The sequence below is a fragment of the Gemmobacter aquarius genome (genome assembly GCF_003060865.1).
Classification (GTDB): domain Bacteria; phylum Pseudomonadota; class Alphaproteobacteria; order Rhodobacterales; family Rhodobacteraceae; genus Paragemmobacter; species Paragemmobacter aquarius.
Genome location: NZ_CP028918.1, coordinates 2,465,630 through 2,481,923, shown reverse-complemented (window position 1 = coordinate 2,481,923; position 16,294 = coordinate 2,465,630). Strand labels below are relative to the sequence as shown.

Below are 16,294 nucleotides of genomic sequence, written 5' to 3'. Positions count from 1 at the left end.
AAGACCCGTGCCAGAGCAAGCTAGCCGAAAGGTCAGAACAAATCTTTAACGGCTTCCATCGCGACATAGGTGGATGTCGAGGCGACATGCGGCAGGGCCGAGATGCGTTCGGCGAGCACGCGGCGGTAATCCTGTATGTCGGAGGTTCGGACCTTGAGCAGGTAGTCGAAGCGGCTGGCGATCATGTGGCATTGCTCGACTTCGGGCACCGCAAGGACAGCTTTGTTGAAGGCCTGCAAGGCGGCTTCGCGGGTGTCCGACAGGCGGACCTCGACGAAGGCGACATGGGCTTGGCCCATGCGGATGGGTTCGAGCATGGCGCGGTAGCCGGTGATCACCCCTGCCTCTTCGAGGCGCTTCATGCGGGCCTGGGTGGGGGATTTCGACAGGCCGATGCGTCGGGCGAGTTCGGTCGCGGAAATGCGGCCATCGGTGGAGAGGACGCGGATGATCGCATCGTCGAACCGGTCGAGATCGACGCGGGCGGGGCGGGATGGGCTGTTTGACATGGCAAAGCCTGAAAGATCGGCCGATCCGGCTGCAATAATGGCAGCAATGGGGAAAACGGCCTGTGGAACCTGAGGTATGATAGGTGAAACGAAGGAATATTGCCATGCCCCGCGACGCTGCTGTGACACCTTGGACCATCATCGAAACCCAGTCGCTGGCTGACGAGGCGGCGCTGGTGCGTCGGCTTATCGACGCGGCAGACCTTGACGCGGCGGCGCGGGCACGGATTACCGACGCGGGTGCCGATCTGGTGACGCGGATCAGGGCCAGCGTGAAGCCCGGCCTGATGGAGGTGTTCCTCGCGGAATATGGTCTTTCGACGGAAGAAGGCATTGCGCTGATGTGTCTGGCCGAGGCGCTTTTGCGCGTGCCCGATGCCGAGACGATGGATGCGCTGATCGAGGACAAGATAGCGCCGAGCGATTGGGGGCGGCATCTGGGCAAATCGGCGTCGTCGCTGGTCAACGCCTCGACCTGGGCGTTGATGCTGACGGGCAAGGTCCTGGAAGACCGCGAGCCTGGCGTGGTGGGGCATTTGCGGGCGGCGGTGAAGCGGCTGGGCGAGCCGGTGATCCGGCGGGCGGTGGCGCAGGCGATGAAGGAGATGGGGCGGCAGTTCGTGTTGGGCGAGACCATCGAAGCCGCGATGAAGCGCGCGACCGAGCTTGAGGGCAAGGGGTATAGCTACAGCTACGACATGTTGGGCGAGGCTGCACGCACCGAAGGCGATGCGCGGCGGTATCATCTGTCCTATTCCAAGGCGATCACGGCGATTGCCGCTGCTGCCAAGGGGCGGGACATCCGCGAAAATCCGGGAATTTCGGTCAAGCTGTCGGCCTTGCATCCGCGCTATGAGGTCGCAAAGCGGGCGCGGGTGATGGAGGAGCTGGTGCCGCGCGTGCGGGCTTTGGCGGGATTGGCCAAGGCGGCGGGGCTGGGGTTCAACATCGATGCCGAGGAGGCGGACCGTCTGGCGCTGTCTTTGGAAGTGATCGAGGCGGTGCTGTCCGATCCGGCGCTGAAGGGTTGGGACGGGTTCGGGGTCGTCGTTCAGGCTTATGGCCGCCGCGCGGGGGCGGTGATCGACTGGCTTTACGATCTGGCAGTGCGTTTTGATCGCAAGATCATGGTGCGCTTGGTCAAGGGGGCCTATTGGGACGCCGAGGTGAAGCGGGCGCAGGTTCTGGGGTTGGCCTCGTTTCCGGTGTTCACCCGCAAGCAGGCAACCGATGTAAGCTATATCGCCAACGCGAAAAAGCTGCTCGGGATGGTGGACAGGGTCTATCCGCAATTTGCCACGCATAACGCGCATACGGTGGCCGCGATTCTGGACATGGCGGGTGACAAGCGGGCCTTTGAATTCCAGCGCCTGCACGGAATGGGCGAGCGGCTGCATGACCTTGTGCTGACCGATCATGGCACGCGCTGCCGGATTTATGCGCCTGTCGGGGCGCATCGCGATTTGCTGGCCTATCTGGTGCGGCGGCTGCTGGAGAACGGGGCGAATTCGTCTTTCGTCAACCAGATCGTGAATGACGAGGTGCCTCCGGCTGTGGTGGCGGCATGCCCGTTGACGGCGATGGAGGCGGTGGCGGTGGTGCCCAGCCCTGCCATCAAGACGGGGCCTGCGCTGTTCGGGGCGCGGGGCAATTCCAAGGGCTGGGATTTGACCGATGCGGTCGATCTGGCCGCGATCGAGGCGGCGCGGGGGCCGCATGAGGCGCGGTTGTTCGAGGCCGGGCCGATGGTGGCGGGGCGTCCCGTGGGCGGGTTGCGGCGCGAGGTCCGCAATCCGGCGACGGGCGCGCTGGTCGGGCATGTGGTCGATGCGGGCGTGCCGGACGTGGAAACCGCGCTGCGGCTGGCCGAGCCTTGGGCGGCGGCTGCGGCCGAGCGTGCGGCGGTGCTGAAGCGTGCGGCTGATCTTTATGAGGCCGAGTTCGGTGCCATCTTTGCGCTTCTGGCGCGCGAGGCGGGCAAGACGCTGGCCGATGCGGTTGGCGAATTGCGCGAGGCGGTGGATTTCCTGCGCTATTACGCGGCGGGGGCGGAAGGGGTGAAGGCTCCGGCGCGGGGAGTGTTCACCTGTATCTCGCCGTGGAATTTTCCGCTGGCGATCTTCACGGGGCAGATTGCGGCGGCTTTGGCGGCGGGCAATGCTGTGCTGGCAAAGCCTGCCGAGCAGACGCCGCTTGTCGCGGCATTGGCGGTGGAATTGCTGCGACAGGCGGGGGTTCCCGCAACCGCGCTGCAACTGCTGCCGGGGGACGGGGCGGTTGTCGGGCGGGCGCTGACGAGCGATGCGCGGGTTGCGGGCGTGGCCTTTACCGGATCGACCGAGACGGCCTTGGCAATCCGGCGCGCGATGGCCGAGCACATGGACCCGACAGCGCCGCTGATCGCGGAAACCGGCGGGTTGAATGCGATGCTGGTCGATTCGACGGCCCTGCCCGAGCAGGCGGTGCGCGATGTGCTGGCGTCAGCCTTCCAGTCGGCGGGGCAGCGGTGTTCGGCGTTGCGCTGTCTTTATGTGCAGGAAGATGTGGCGGGGGCAGTCGAAGAGATGCTGTTCGGCGCGATGGACGATCTGGCGCCGGGCGATCCGTGGGATTTGGCGACCGATGTGGGTCCGGTGATCGACGCCGAGGCACAGGCGGGGATTGCGGCCTATGTGGCCAAAGCGCGGGCCGAGGGGCGAGTGCTGAAGGAAATGCCCGCGCCGGAGGGGTGTTTCATCGGGCCGGTCGTTATCCGCGTGGGGGGGATCGCCGATCTGCCGGGCGAGATTTTCGGCCCCGTTCTGCATGTGGCGCGGTTCGCGGCATCGGAGATCGACGCGGTGATCGATGCGGTGAACGCGACGGGCTACGGGCTGACCTTTGGCTTGCACACGCGGATCGATGACCGCGTGCAGCGGATCGTCGAGCGGTTGCGGGTCGGCAATACTTACGTGAACCGCAACCAGATCGGGGCGGTCGTGGGGTCGCAGCCTTTCGGGGGCGAGGGGCTTTCCGGCACGGGGCCAAAGGCGGGCGGGCCGCATTATCTGGCGCGGTTCACGGCGGTTGCCGGAGAGGCGGGCGCAGCGGATCGCGTGGCGACCGAGGCCGATGTGGCAGTGGCGCTGCGCGCCTTGCCTGCGCCGGTGGCGGGAGATGCCATCGCCTTGCCGGGGCCTACGGGAGAGTCGAACCGCCTGACCTCGGTGGCACGGGGCGCTGTGCTGTGCCTCGGGCCGGGGGAGGCTGCGGCGAGGCGGCAGGCCGAGGCGCTGCGGGCACTGGGCGGGCAGGCGGTGGAGGCTTGTTCGCTGGAGGCTTCGGCGCTGGAGCGGTTGGATATTGCCGGCGCTGTCTGGTGGGGTGATGCGGGGACCGGGCGGGCCTATGCGCGGGCTTTGGCGCAGCGCAAGGGGCCGATCCTGCCGCTGATCGGCGGGATACCGGATGCGGGCCATGCGATGCTCGAGCGGCATGTCTGCATCGACACCACGGCTTCGGGCGGCAACGCGCAACTTCTGGTCGAGGTTTCGGGGGCCTGACGGGGACTTGACCGGGGCCTGACTGGGGCCTGACCGGGGCGGTGGGTGCGGAGCACCCACCCTACGGGCGGCAGGTTCGTGATGTCGCACGCTGCCGGACGGGCCAAGGCCGTCTTGACGAAGGGCTGCGGATCGGGAAGCGTTGCGTCATGTTTCCGATCCGCGATCATAACCCTTCGGGGCGCACACCCCATGTGACGCGCTTGCTGATCGTGCTGAATGTGGCGATCTTTCTGACCTATTGGTACGGGCTTGGGTCTGAGCGGGCGATCGGGCAGTTCTTCATGCAATGGGGGCTTGTTCCGGCGCGGATCGCCTTTGGCGAGGGGTATTGGACCTTTGCCACCAGCATGTTCCTGCATGGCGGCTGGATGCATCTGCTGGGCAACATGCTGTTCCTGCATGTCTTTGGCGACAATATGGAAGACCGCATGGGACACGGGCGGTTCCTTGCCTTCTACCTTGGCGCGGGGCTGGCCGCGGCCTTGGCGCAGATGGCGGCCGATCCGGCGTCATTGGTGCCGATGGTAGGGGCCTCGGGGGCGATCGCGGGGGTGTTGGGGGGGTATCTGCTGCTTTACCCCAAGGCCCGCGTCGATGTGCTGTTTATCTTCATCGTGTTCTTCAAGGTGTTTCCGATCCCGGCATGGATCGTGCTGGGTGTCTGGTTCGGCTTGCAACTGTTCAGCGGGGCGACGACGCCGACCGATGCGGGTGGCGTGGCCTATTGGGCGCATGTGGGGGGCTTTGTCGCGGGTGTGGGGCTGGCCTTTCCGGTGTTCCTGCGGATTGGCGGGGTGAGGTTCTGGAGTGTAACAGACGGCGCACCGCCGCATCCCGAGGCGGTTTATCCGTTGTCGCGGAGCCGTTTGCCCCGGGTGGCGCGTCGGCGGGAGAGAGGGCCGTGGGACGGCTGATGTCTGCACGGGAGGTTGTCATTGCGCGGCGGTGCGCTGTGAGGTGGTGCTGAGCGGCGGGCTTTCGATGTCGAGCGGTTGCGATGGCTCTTCCTGTCGCAGACCGGCGCGGTGGCGACGTCTGGGCCTGTAGCGTGTTTGCGGATCGTGCGGAGCGAGGCGGCCTTGCCACCTTTCGGGGTCCGGATACGAGGGCGAAGCGGTCTTTCGAACCCAGTTCACCGGCTGTGCGTTGACAGACATATCTGCAGTGACGCGGGAATAAGCGGTAATGGGTGGGAACCTGCGAAAACGCGCGTGACTTCAAGGGGTTGGGCGGGTTTGCGCGGCGTGTGAGACGATGGGTGCATGAATTGCATAAGGGGCCGAGGCGTGCTGGTCGGGCGGCTGCATGAAGCTTTTCCAGCCGCGCCGAAAGAGGCCTTTAAAGCCAAGTAAAACAGGGTTTAAAGGCCGACTTATCGGTCGTTTGGCGGGCAAAACCGAGCTGCGCGTGAAGGCGGAACATGGAAATCGTGCGTAAAGTTCATACGCCAGTTCCATGTTCGGCATAAGTGCCTGAAAAGATGTAGGATTGCCTGTCGCGGCGGCAGCGGCGGAGCGCCGCGAACATGGAACTGATTTTGGCTAGTTCAGCTCGCCAGCGAGGCAGCGGCGACCCCATTCGTTCGAGAACGATTTCGACGGCGTCGAGAGTGAGCGCCTGCGCTCAGCGGCCGACATGATCGGCAGCTCATATGCTTCCCGAACCATCTCACGACCTAACGGCCATGCTTCCTTGGTGACCATATCGAACGCTTTATTGATATCACCGTCCATCTGGCGAACCGTCATGACCAACTGCGCGTGCCACGCTATTTTCTTGCAGTCCAAGCTATCGGCCCTGGCTGCGACAGGGAGAGTCACCGAGGCGATCAGGAGGAGGGAACAGATAGAAACTCGCACGTTACATTCCTTTTGGCAGTCACAGAGATTGGAACAGGGATCACTCTACACTGCGTGCATCACCAAGGCGACCTTTCCTACGATTCGCAGCCTGTAGTTGTCGCGACCCGAGACGACAACCGGCGGGTATAGCGGATTGTCCGAGATCATCACGTTTCCGACCAGCCCGTTGTCATCGCGCAGCTGCTGGATGCGCTTAACGAAGACGTCGTCGTCGTAGATGCAGATGTAGATGCCCGGCACTTCGGCGGCATGGATTCGAAGATCCACGAGACCGGCGATGTTTCTGAACCCGCGGGACTGGCACGCGGGTTTCGCACTTTCATGCTTGCGGAAATATCCTGCAGGGGGGGAGGCACGGGCCGCGCCCTTGCGCGGGCGGGGCCGTGCGGGGGGCGCAAAGCCCCCCGCCTTGGCCGGGGGCTATTCGCCGCGGATGATTTTGCGGAAGGGGTCGAACAGGGGTTCGTTGGCGCAGAGGATCGCGCCCTTGACGAGCGGTTCGTCGCCTTCGCGGATGGCCGAGACGAAGCCGCCTGCCTCTTTGACCAGCAGCAGGCCTGCTGCGATGTCCCACGCTTTGAGCTCACGCTCCCAATAGCCATCGTAGCGGCCTGCGGCGACATAGGCGAGGTCGAGCGAGGCTGCCCCCCAGCGGCGCACACCCGCGCAGGCGGGCATCAGACGGGCGAGGTCTTGCAGCGTGGCGGGCAGGGTGGATTTCGCACCGAAAGGCACGCCGGTGGCAAAGACGGCGTCCACCATGTTGCGGCGGCCCGATACGCGCATGCGGCTGTCGTTGAGCCATGCGCCTGCGCCTTTTTCAGCCCAGAACATTTCGTCCTTGGCGGCGTCGAACACCACGGCCGAGACGATTTCGCCCTTGTGTTCCAGCGCGATCGACACGGCCCAATGCGGCATGCCGTGCAGGAAGTTTGTGGTGCCGTCGAGCGGGTCGACGATCCAGCGGCGGGTCGGGTCGGCGCCGTCGGTTTCGCCGGTTTCCTCGCCCAGCCAGCCGTATGTCGGGCGGGCGCCGAGCAGGTCTTCCTTGATGATGCGTTCCGCTTCGCGATCTGCCTTGGTGACGAAATCGCCCGGTCCCTTGGAGGAAACCTGAAGGTTCTCGACTTCGCGGAAATCCTTGACGAGGCTGCGGCCAGCCTTGCGGGCGGCCTTGATCATCAGGTTGAGGTTGGCGCTGCCTTGCATGGGAAGGGCTCCGGTCGGTTTGGCGGGATACGAAGCGGGGGCATTACACGGGGGACGCGGGGAAGGAAAGGGGGAAGGCGGCAATGGATATTTGTTGACTAAAACACTTGGCCATTATAATCGCCTTGCGGATGAACAGAGCTGTCGCGCCAGAAGCCGCCGTTTCCAGACCGCCTGCATTTGCAAGCGGGTTGCGGCGTTTTGGCGATGCCGTGGCTTTGGTCACCAAGAGCGGTGAAGTGAGCTATGCCGCCTTGGCCGGGCGTGCCGATGCCTTTGCGGCGCGGCTCGGGGTGGAGCGGAAGCTGGTTCTTCTGGAGGCGGCCCCGGCGGTCGAGTTCGTGGCCGCTTATGTCGGTGCCTTGGCGGCGGGGCATGCCGTGGCGCTGGCTGCAAGCGACGAGGTCGCGGCGTTCCGCGCCCGCTTTGCGCCGGATGCGACCTATGCGCGGCAGGGCGGGCGGTGGCGGTTGCTGATCGACGGGCGCGGGGCGGGGGCGGGGGCGCTGCATCCGGACCTTGCGCTGGTGCTGACGACATCGGGCAGCACGGGGCATGGCAAGGCGGTACGGCTTGCGGCGCGGGCGGTCGAGGAGAACGCGGCGGCGATTGTGCAATACCTCGGGTTGAAGGGGGACGAGCGGGCGGCGCTGGTCCTGCCGATGCACTATTCCTACGGGCTTTCGGTTCTCAATTCGCATCTCTCGGTCGGGGCTTCGGTCTGGCTGGCCGAGGGGGGATTGATGGCTGCCGGGTTTCTTGACGGATTGCGGGCGGTGCGGGCGAGCAGTCTTGCGACGGTGCCGCACGGGTACGAGGTCTTGTCGCGGATCGGCTTTGCTGCGGAAAACCTGCCCGACCTGAAGACCCTGACCGTTGCGGGAGGTGCCCTGCCGGTCGAGCGGATGCACGAGGCTGCGTCTGCGATGGCCGGCCGGGGCGGGCGGTTCTTTGCGATGTATGGCCAGACCGAGGCCACGGCGCGGATCGCCTATGTTCCGCCCGGGCGGGCGCTGGTCGAGGACCGCCCTGGGGTGATCGGCGTGCCCGTCCCGGGGGGGCGCTTGTGGCTGCGCGGGGGAGAGCTGGTCTATGACGGGCCGGGCGTGATGATGGGCTATGCCACGACCCGCGCCGATTTCGCGCGCGGGGCCGAGGTGACGGCTTTGGCGACCGGCGATCTTGCGGTGCAGGACGCGGACGGGATGTTCCGCATCGTCGGGCGGGCGAAGCGCATGTCCAAGATTGCGGGTTTGCGGATCGGGCATGATGCGGTCGAGGCCGGGTTGGCCGAGCGGGGCATCGTGGCGGCGGTGGACGGCGATGATGCGGGCCTGTGCGTGCTGGCCGAGGGGGCGGGCGATGTCGCAGCTGCGGTCGCGGCATTGACCGGCCTGACGGCGCGCCATGTGACCGTGCGGCATGTGGCGGCGCTGCCAAGGCTGGCGAACGGCAAGGTCGATTACGGCGCGGCTCGCAAGATCGGTTCGGACCGGGACGAGGCTGGTTTGGCGCGGGCCTTCGCCCGGATATTTCATCCGCAACCTGTGCAACCGCGCGACAGTTTCGCGGCGCTGGGCGGCGATTCGCTACGGCACGTGGAGGCGGCGATTTTGCTCGAGCAGCGGCTTGGCCATTTGCCAAAGGGATGGGAGGCGATGGCGCTGCGCGATCTGGTGGCGCTGGAGGATGCTCCCAAGCCGGACCGCGCTTCGGTCGACACGGCGCTGGTTATGCGGGCGCTTGCGGTGCTGGCGGTGGTGGTTTCGCACGAGACGCTTTGGCCGCTTTATGGCGGGGCTGCCGTCATGGTGGTGCTGGTCGGGCTGATGCTGGCGCGGTTCCAGCGGCAGGCGATGGCTGCGGGCAACGTGCGGCATATGCTGCGTCCCCTGCTGCGGGTGCTGGTGCCCTATTACCTGATCGTTGCGGGTTATGCGCTGGCTTGGGGGCAAGTGCCCTTGGGGTCGGCGCTGCTGGTGTCGAACTTCGGGATCGGTGCACCTGCGACTTTTGACCGGTTGCCGTTTCTTTACTGGTTCGTCGAGGCCTTCGCGCAGATGTTCGTGCTGTTTGCGGGGCTGGTGCTGCTGCCGCCCGTGCGGCGGCTGGTCGGGCGTGATCCGTTCCGCTTCGGGTTGTGGTTGCTGGGCGGGGCTATGGCGCTGCGCTTCGGCTTTCCGCTGGTCTGGGATATCGGCGGGCAGCGCATCTTTACGCTGGCCTGGGTGCTTTATCTGGCGGCCCTCGGCTGGCTCGTGGCATTGGCCGATACGCGCAGGCGGCGGGTTATGGTGCTGGCTCTGGCGGTGCCGGTGCTTGCCTCGGTCGCCTATTGGGGGGGCAACTGGTACGGGTCTTGGACGAAATACGGCACGGTGCTGGGCGTGCTGGCGCTGCTCCTCTACCTGCCGCAGATGCGCCTGCCGCACGCGCTGGTGCGGCCCGTGCTTGCGGTCGCAGGCGCCAGTTACCTGATCTACCTGACCCACCGGTTCGTGCCGAACCTGATGCTCGCGCCCTTTGCTGCCGACCTGCCGGGGTGGGTGTTCTCGGCCTTGTCGATTTCGGGCGGCGTCGCGCTTGGGCTTGCGGCATTTGCTGCCCAGCGTGCCCTGCTGGCGCTTTGGGCAAAACCGTCCTCGCTGTTTCATCCTTGCAAAAATACTCTGGGGGTGCGGGGGTGAACCCCCGCTTGCGCCGGGTCAGCCGCGCTGGAGTTTCACGGGTTCGCTGCGGCCCAGACGCAGGAAATGCGCCATGAAGGGTTTCGTCGCATCTTCCGCGCGGGTGGCTGCGTAAAGCCGTTTGGTCACGGTCTGCGGGCCGAGGGGCCGCGTGATGTAGTCGCTGCTGGTGCGGATATCGCGCAGCACCCAGTCGGGCAGCACCGACACGCCGCGGTTGGAGGCGACGAGCATCAGGATAACGGCGGTCAGTTCGACCTGCCTCTGGCCGCGCGGTTCGACCCGGGCGGGGGTGAGAAGTTCGGTGAAGATGTCGAGACGGTCACGGGTGACGGGGTAGGTGATCAGGATTTCGTCGCGGAAGTCTTCGGCGGTGATCCTGTCTTTGCTTGCCAGCGGGTGGTCCTTGGCGGCCACGAACGTGGGGTGGTAATCGAAAAGCGGGTTGAAGGTGACGCCGTCGATTTTGGAGGGGTCGGACGATATGACGAGGTCGACCTCTTCGCGCAAGAGGGCGGGGAGGGCGTCGAAGGCAAGGCCTGCGCGGATGTCGACATCGATGTCCGGCCAGGCGTGGCGGAAGAGTTCCAGCACCATGAACAGCCATTCGAAACAGGCGTGACATTCGATGGCGATGTGCAAACGGCCGGTCTTGCCGGATTTCAGCGCGCGGAATTCCTCTTCCAGCGCGTCGATCTCGGGCAGGATGCGTTCGGCGAGTTTCAGCATGCGAAGGCCCGCCGCCGAAAGGCGAAGCGGTTTGGCGCGGCGGACGAAAAGTTCGACCCCTGCCTGATCTTCCAGCCCTTTGACCTGATGCGACAGTGCGCTTTGCGTCATGTTCAGGATGTCGGCAGCGCGGGCGAGGCCGCCCGCCTGATGGATGGCGCGGATGGTGCGGAGGTGGCGGAACTCGAGATGCATGGATTATGCGCCGATCTCATGATGAATATGTATATTATGAATTTGTCTCACAAGCCGTGATCTGGGACAAGGGGTCAACACGAGGAGACCTGCAATGACCGTCACACCGCGTATCAGTTTCGAATTCTTTCCGCCGCAGACCTTGGATGCGTCGTTCCGGCTGTGGGAGACGGTGCAGATGCTTGCTCCGCTGAAGCCGGCGTTCTCGTCGGTCACCTATGGCGCGGGCGGGACGACGCGGAAGTTGACGCATGACGCGGTGGCGACGATCGGCCGGAATTACGGGTTGAACGTTGCCGCGCATCTGACCTGCGTCGATGCGACCAAGGCCGAGACGCTGGAAATCGCGGAAAGCTACGCCGCGGTGGGCGTGACCGAGATCGTGGCCTTGCGCGGCGACGCGCCCAAGGGTGCCAGCCGTTTTGCGCCGCACCCCGAGGGGTTTGCCTCGTCGGTCGAGTTGGTCGAGGCGCTGGCGAAGACCGGCAAGTTCAAGATCCGCGTGGGGGCCTATCCCGAACCGCATCCCGATGCGGCTGACCCCCTGGCCGACGTGACCTGGCTCAAGCGCAAGATCGATGCGGGCGCCACGAGTGCCATCACGCAGTTCTTCTTCAATGCCGACACGTTCTTTCGTTTCCGCGATGCCTGCGTGAAGGCCGGGATCGATGCTCCGGTGATTCCGGGGATTTTGCCGATCGTCAGCTGGGACGGGACACGGAAATTCGCAGCCCGTTGCGGCGCGCAGGTGCCCGGCGCCCTGGACGAGGCGTTCCGTCTGGCAGCGCGCGACGGGCGCGAGGAGTTGCTTGCCCTGACGCAATGCACCGGCCTTTGCACGCGGCTGATCGAGGGCGGGGTGGAAGACCTGCATTTCTACACGTTGAACCGCCCGCATCTGACGCGCGAAGTGGTGCGGGCACTGGGCATCTCGCCCGAGGTCGCTTTGGAAAAGGTGGCCTGAGCGGGTTTGCGATCCACGCTCCCCGAGAGCTTGTGGCGAACTGGGCGCTCGCCGGCCGAAAGACCCGACCGCTGTACTGGACTCCGGCGGTGGGGCATGGAGGATTGAACGGTGGGCGCCCGACTTTTTCGCCCCGGTGGGTGAACCCGCGCGGTGGGCCGCGCGGAACCACCCACCCTACGTCCCGCGCAACCCAAAGCCAGAATATGTGACGCGGCAACGGTTCGTTAACGTGGTCCTGTCAGCACTGCTGCATGTCGAATTACCTTCGCCCCTCGCGCAACGGCGCGACCGTTTTCTTTACCGTTGCGCTCGCGCAGCGGGGTGGCGATCTGCTGCTGCGCGAATTGGCAGGTTTACGGTCGGCGGTCGGCAAGACGCGGGCAGAGCGGTCTTTCGAGGTTCTCGCCTGGGTAATTCTGCCCGACCATCTGCACACGGTTTGGCGACTGCCGGAAGGGGATGCCGATTTCGCAACGCGCTGGCGATTGATCAAGGGGCGCTTCGCCCATGGCCTGCCCGCGCAGGCGCGATCGGCAAGCAAGGAACGGACGGGCGAGAAGGGTATCTGGCAGAGGCGGTACTGGGAGCATCATATCCGCGGGCCCGACGATCTGGCACGGCACATCGGCTATTGCCGCTTCGATCCGGTTCGGCACGGGCTGGTCGAACGACCCGAGGATTGGCGGTATGGGTCTGTCAGGGCCGATGTGGCGGGGCTGACCGGTCTGGATGCCGATGGAGCAGGCAAAGCGGTCTTCTTCGGTGAGTAGAGTGGGGTGAGTAGAGTGGGGTGAGTAGGGTTGGGTGAGTAGAGTGGGGTGAGTAGGGTGGGTGGTTCCGCGCGGGAGCGCGCGGGTTCACCCACCGACGGTCGAGCGCCCAGCGCAGGGGTGGCGCGGGATTTGGGCAACATCGGAGGCGCTGAACCGTGCGTTCCGGCAAGAATCCGCCCTCGGCCCTTGTGACTGGTCAGGCTTGGGCGCTATCGTCTGGCATTGCTCGAATTCAGGAAGTTTTTCGTGCCGAAACCCGTTTTCGTCCTTAATGGACCCAACCTGAACCTGCTTGGCTTGCGCCAGCCCGAAATCTACGGGCGCGAGACGCTGGACGATGTTGCCGAGGCTTGCTCTACCCTGGCCGAGGAGCTTGGTCTTGCGGTTCGGTTCCTTCAGTCGAACCACGAGGGCGCGCTTGTCGACTGGATCCATCAGGCGCGCGGCGAGGCTTCGGGGATCATAATAAATCCGGCCGCCTATACGCATACATCGGTTGCCATCCTCGATGCGCTCAATGCCTTTGAGGGGCCGGTGCTGGAAGTGCATATCTCGAACGTGCACCGGCGCGAGGCGTTCCGGCATCATTCCTATGTGTCGCTGCGGGCCGAGGGCGTGATCGCGGGCTTCGGGACCGAGGGCTACGCGCTCGCGCTGCGCCGGATGAAAACGCTGGTTTCCAAATGATGTTGCCCAAGAACCGTTTCAAACAGGCGCTGAAGGCCGGACGCCAGCAGATCGGCCTGTGGAATTCCATTCCCGGCTCGCTTACGGCCGAGATGCTTGCGACCTGTGGTTATGATTGGGTTGTGATCGACACCGAACACGCGCTGACCGACATTCCCGACACGCTGCCCATGTTGCAGGCGATGGCGCCCTATCGCACACATGCGGTGGTGCGGCCTGCGAACAACGACAAGGTGCTGATCAAGCGGCTTCTGGATTTCGGCGCGCAGACCTTGCTTATTCCCTATGTGCAGAACGCTTTCGAGGCAAAGGCGGCTGTCGATGCAATCCGCTATGCGCCACGCGGGGTGCGGGGCGTGGCGGGGATGATGCGGGCTTCGGTGTTCCAGACGGTGCCGGATTACCACCGCAAGGCGGAAGAGGAACTGTGCCTGATCCTGCAGATCGAAACGGCCGAGGCGGTAGACCGTATCGCCGAGATCGCGCGGGTTGACGGGGTTGACGCGCTGTTCATCGGGCCTGCCGATCTGGCGGCCTCGATGGGGCATGTCGGAAATATGGGCCATCCTGACGTGGTGGCGATGGTCGAGCGGGCGATCCATGCGATCCGCGATGCGGGGCTTCCGGCGGGCATTTTGACGACCGACCTCGATTTCGCGCGGCGCTGCATGGAGTGGGGCACGACCTTTACGGCGGTGGGCATCGACATGGTATTGCTGGCGCAGGCGGCGCGGGCGCTTTCGTCGCGGTTTCGCGAGGACTAGGCGCGGCCTGCGGTTGGCGGAACCGTCGGCAGGCAGAGCCCACAAATTAGGTCTGCAAATCAGGGTTGGGGGGCACGCGTTTGGCTGTCGAGAATCGCTTCCGGCTGCATCGGTCGGCAAGTCTGCATGACGCGGCGGACGGGGAGATGGCTTTTGCGGGTTCCGTTCTGGCCGACCAGCCTGCGGCGGCGGCCTTGCGGGCGGCGCTGGCCTTGGCCGAGGCGGGACGTGCCTTTCGCATCGGGCTAGAGGATGGGCCTGCGCCGGAAGATGCCAAGCTGCCGGTGTTCGAGACGCTGACCTCGGGGTCGTCGGGTCGGCCACGCCGTATCAGGCGGACGCAGCGGTCATGGGCGCTGGGTTTTGCGGTCAATGCGGAATTGTTTGCACTGGGGCCCGGGGTGCGGGTCGCGGTGCTGGGGCGGCTGGTGCATTCGCTATCGCTTTACGGTGCGCTCGAGGGGGCTTGTCTGGGCTGCGCGGTGCATCTGCTTGGCGGCATGCGGCCTGACCGGCAGCGGGCGGCTTTGGCGGTCGAGGCTGTCGAGGTGGTCTATGCCACGCCGTCGCAACTGCGGATGCTGGTCGATGCGGGCGGGCCGGTGCTGGCGGCGCTGCGGGTCGTGCTGGTGGGCGGCTCGAAGCTTGATCCGGTGTTGCGGGCGGGTCTGGCGCGGCTGGCCCCGCATGGCGAGGTGCGCGAGTTCTACGGGGCGGCCGAGGCGAGTTTCATCACGCTGGCCGATGCTTCCGCTTCGGTCGATTCGGTCGGGACGGTCTATCCGGGCGTCAGGGTTGCGATCCGCAACCGCGAGGGCGCGCCGCTGAAGGATGGCGCGGTGGGCGAGGTCTGGGTGCAGTCGCCCTATCTGTTCCTTGGCTATGCCGGAGAGGATGCGGGCGGGGCAAAGCGGTCGGGCCGCTGGCTTTCGGTGGGCGAGATGGGCTGGTTGCAGAAGGGCGAATTGCATCTGGCGGGGCGGGCGGGTCGCATGGTCACGGTGGCCGATGAAAACGTCTTTCCCGAAGAGATCGAGACCTGCCTTGCCACGCTGGGCGGGGTAGGGCGTGTGGCCGTGCTGCCGCGTCGCGATGCGCTGCGCGGGGTCGTCATGGTTGCCGTGGTGCAGGGCGACCGCAGGTGCGAGGCGGCAATCTTGCAGGCCGGGCGCGAGCGCTTCGGGTCGCTCAAGTCCCCGCGGGCGGTGATCTGGCGCGAGGATTGGCCGGTGCTTCCGTCAGGCAAGACCGACCTTGTGCGGCTTGCTGCCGAGGCGGGGCTGTGACGCGGGCCTTTGTCATCGCCGCACGGCGCACGGCGGTCGTGCCGAGGGGTGGCGCGTTCCGTGACGTTCCGGTCGATGTGCTGGGGGCTGCTGTGCTGCGCGCGGTGCTTGTGGATGCAGGTCTTGCAGGCGATGCGGTCGACGAGGTGGTCGTCGCCAATGCCATCGGCGAGGGCGGAAATCCGGCGCGGCGGATCGCCTTGCTGGCGGGCTTGCCAGAGCGGGTGGCGGGGCTGACGATCGACCGGCAATGCGCGGGCGGGCTGGATGCGCTTTTGCTGGCGCGCGCCTTGGTGGCTGCGGGCGCCGATGTCGTGGTGGCGGGCGGGGCCGAGAGCTACTCGCGCCGTCCCGAGCGGCGGATGCCTTGGGCTGACGCGCCCTACGAGCAGGCTCCGTTCACGCCTTGGCCCGACCGCGATCCGGATATGGCGGAGGCGGCGGATGCACTGGCGCGGCGATTGGGGATTTCGCGCGGGCGGATGGATGCGTTTGCGGTGGCAAGCCATGCCCGGGCGATTGCCGCGCGCGGGCGGTTGCGGGCCGAGATCGTGCCGGTTGCGGGGGTGCGCGATGACGCCTTTGCGCGGGTGCTGACACCGGCGCTTGCGGCGCGGGCGACGGGGATCGCGGGCGAGATAACGGCGGCCAATGCGGCGGTGGCTGCGGACGGGGCTGCGCTGTGTGTGGTGGTGTCGGAGCGGGTGGCAGGGCGTGCGGCACGGGCGGTCGAGATCGTGGCGGGGGCCACGCTGGGGGGCGATCCTGCCGAACCCGGAACAGCCCCGGTCGCTGCCATCGCCAAGGCGATGGCAGGCGCGGGGCTTGCCCTGTCGTCGCTGGAGCGATGCGAGGTGATGGAGGCCTATGCCGCGCAGGCGATTGCCTGCATCGAGGGGGCGGGGCTTGATCCGTTGCGCGTCAATCTGGCGGGCGGGGCGCTGGCGCGGGGCCATCCGATAGGGGCATCGGGTGCGGTGCTGGCGGTGCGGCTGTTTTGGGACCTGCAAGGCGGGCACGGGCTTGCGGCCATCGCGGCTGCGGGCGGGATCGGGACGGCGCTGGTGTTGCGGTCTTAGGT

At 65.9% G+C, this 16,294-nt stretch carries 14 protein-coding genes; 9 read left to right on the top strand and 5 right to left on the bottom strand.

All coding sequences use genetic code 11. The annotated features are described in order from the left end of the window. Nucleotides 1-32: 32 nt before the first annotated feature. Nucleotides 33-509 (bottom strand): Lrp/AsnC family transcriptional regulator, encoded by a 477-nt coding sequence (locus HYN69_RS11940; protein ID WP_108435937.1) that lies wholly within the window; start codon nucleotides 507-509, stop codon nucleotides 33-35. 104 nt (nucleotides 510-613) lie between these two features. Between HYN69_RS11940 and putA the strand changes: the two genes are divergently transcribed. Then, nucleotides 614-4,051 carry a bifunctional proline dehydrogenase/L-glutamate gamma-semialdehyde dehydrogenase PutA gene (putA, locus tag HYN69_RS11935; RefSeq protein WP_108435936.1) on the top strand — a complete coding sequence of 1,146 codons (3,438 nt, stop codon included), beginning with the start codon at nucleotides 614-616 and terminating at the stop codon, nucleotides 4,049-4,051. A gap of 149 nt (nucleotides 4,052-4,200) precedes the next feature. Then, nucleotides 4,201-4,968 (top strand): rhomboid family intramembrane serine protease, encoded by a 768-nt coding sequence (locus HYN69_RS11930; RefSeq protein WP_108435935.1) that lies wholly within the window; start codon nucleotides 4,201-4,203, stop codon nucleotides 4,966-4,968. A 627-nt stretch (nucleotides 4,969-5,595) separates the two neighbouring features. Here the strand turns inward: HYN69_RS11930 and HYN69_RS20590 are convergent. The 3 genes from HYN69_RS20590 to HYN69_RS11915 all read right to left on the bottom strand — a co-directional run bounded on the left by HYN69_RS20590 (nucleotide 5,596) and on the right by HYN69_RS11915 (nucleotide 7,125). Beyond that, complete coding sequence (locus HYN69_RS20590) at nucleotides 5,596-5,802, bottom strand: hypothetical protein (protein WP_216824598.1); 207 nt, start codon at nucleotides 5,800-5,802, stop codon at nucleotides 5,596-5,598. A 156-nt stretch (nucleotides 5,803-5,958) separates the two neighbouring features. Then, entirely contained in the window at nucleotides 5,959-6,183 is a 225-nt protein-coding gene (locus HYN69_RS11920; protein ID WP_108435933.1) for a S24 family peptidase, read from the bottom strand. Nucleotides 6,184-6,336: 153 nt separating this feature from the next. Then, nucleotides 6,337-7,125 (bottom strand): inositol monophosphatase family protein, encoded by a 789-nt coding sequence (locus HYN69_RS11915; protein ID WP_108435932.1) that lies wholly within the window; start codon nucleotides 7,123-7,125, stop codon nucleotides 6,337-6,339. Between the two features lie 131 nt (nucleotides 7,126-7,256). On the opposite strand from HYN69_RS11915, the gene HYN69_RS11910 reads away from it, so the two are divergent. Then, a complete protein-coding gene (locus HYN69_RS11910; protein WP_108435931.1) occupies nucleotides 7,257-9,812 on the top strand; it encodes an AMP-binding protein in 2,556 nt (851 codons plus the stop codon). Between the two features lie 18 nt (nucleotides 9,813-9,830). On the opposite strand, the gene HYN69_RS11905 is transcribed toward HYN69_RS11910, so the two are convergent. Beyond that, complete coding sequence (locus HYN69_RS11905) at nucleotides 9,831-10,736, bottom strand: LysR family transcriptional regulator (protein WP_108435930.1); 906 nt, start codon at nucleotides 10,734-10,736, stop codon at nucleotides 9,831-9,833. Between the two features lie 94 nt (nucleotides 10,737-10,830). Here HYN69_RS11905 and metF point away from each other — a divergent pair, with 94 nt between their 5' ends. The 6 genes from metF (at nucleotide 10,831) to HYN69_RS11875 (ending at nucleotide 16,292) form a co-directional block, all read left to right on the top strand. Further along, entirely contained in the window at nucleotides 10,831-11,700 is an 870-nt protein-coding gene (gene metF / locus HYN69_RS11900; protein ID WP_108435929.1) for a methylenetetrahydrofolate reductase [NAD(P)H], read from the top strand. 254 nt (nucleotides 11,701-11,954) lie between these two features. Continuing rightward, nucleotides 11,955-12,473, top strand: coding sequence for an REP-associated tyrosine transposase (locus HYN69_RS11895; RefSeq protein ID WP_108435928.1), 519 nt, complete (start codon nucleotides 11,955-11,957; stop codon nucleotides 12,471-12,473). 249 nt (nucleotides 12,474-12,722) lie between these two features. Next, on the top strand, nucleotides 12,723-13,163 hold the full coding sequence (gene aroQ, locus HYN69_RS11890; protein WP_108437181.1) for a type II 3-dehydroquinate dehydratase: 441 nt from the start codon (nucleotides 12,723-12,725) through the stop codon (nucleotides 13,161-13,163). Beyond that, nucleotides 13,160-13,927 (top strand): HpcH/HpaI aldolase family protein, encoded by a 768-nt coding sequence (locus HYN69_RS11885; protein ID WP_108435927.1) that lies wholly within the window; start codon nucleotides 13,160-13,162, stop codon nucleotides 13,925-13,927. The genes aroQ and HYN69_RS11885 overlap by 4 nt, the downstream gene beginning before the upstream one ends. Nucleotides 13,928-14,007: 80 nt before the next feature. Beyond that, complete coding sequence (locus tag HYN69_RS11880) at nucleotides 14,008-15,213, top strand: AMP-binding protein (protein ID WP_159082447.1); 1,206 nt, start codon at nucleotides 14,008-14,010, stop codon at nucleotides 15,211-15,213. Next, nucleotides 15,210-16,292 (top strand): acetyl-CoA C-acyltransferase, encoded by a 1,083-nt coding sequence (locus HYN69_RS11875; RefSeq protein ID WP_108435925.1) that lies wholly within the window; start codon nucleotides 15,210-15,212, stop codon nucleotides 16,290-16,292. Before HYN69_RS11880 ends, HYN69_RS11875 begins: the two co-directional genes overlap by 4 nt. Nucleotides 16,293-16,294 lie beyond the last annotated feature (2 nt).

Excerpts from the sequence above, each read along its gene's own strand:
- HYN69_RS11905 (WP_108435930.1), bottom strand. The coding sequence starts at position 10,736 with ATGCATCTCGAGTTCCGCCACCTCCGCACCATCCGCGCCATCCATCAG.
- HYN69_RS20590 (WP_216824598.1), bottom strand. The coding sequence starts at position 5,802 with ATGACGGTTCGCCAGATGGACGGTGATATCAATAAAGCGTTCGATATG.
- HYN69_RS11895 (WP_108435928.1), top strand. The coding sequence starts at position 11,955 with ATGTCGAATTACCTTCGCCCCTCGCGCAACGGCGCGACCGTTTTCTTT.
- putA (WP_108435936.1), top strand. The coding sequence starts at position 614 with ATGCCCCGCGACGCTGCTGTGACACCTTGGACCATCATCGAAACCCAG.
- HYN69_RS11930 (WP_108435935.1), top strand. The coding sequence starts at position 4,201 with ATGTTTCCGATCCGCGATCATAACCCTTCGGGGCGCACACCCCATGTG.
- HYN69_RS11915 (WP_108435932.1), bottom strand. The coding sequence starts at position 7,125 with ATGCAAGGCAGCGCCAACCTCAACCTGATGATCAAGGCCGCCCGCAAG.
- HYN69_RS11885 (WP_108435927.1), top strand. The coding sequence starts at position 13,160 with ATGATGTTGCCCAAGAACCGTTTCAAACAGGCGCTGAAGGCCGGACGC.
- HYN69_RS11910 (WP_108435931.1), top strand. The coding sequence starts at position 7,257 with ATGAACAGAGCTGTCGCGCCAGAAGCCGCCGTTTCCAGACCGCCTGCA.
- HYN69_RS11940 (WP_108435937.1), bottom strand. The coding sequence starts at position 509 with ATGTCAAACAGCCCATCCCGCCCCGCCCGCGTCGATCTCGACCGGTTC.
- metF (WP_108435929.1), top strand. The coding sequence starts at position 10,831 with ATGACCGTCACACCGCGTATCAGTTTCGAATTCTTTCCGCCGCAGACC.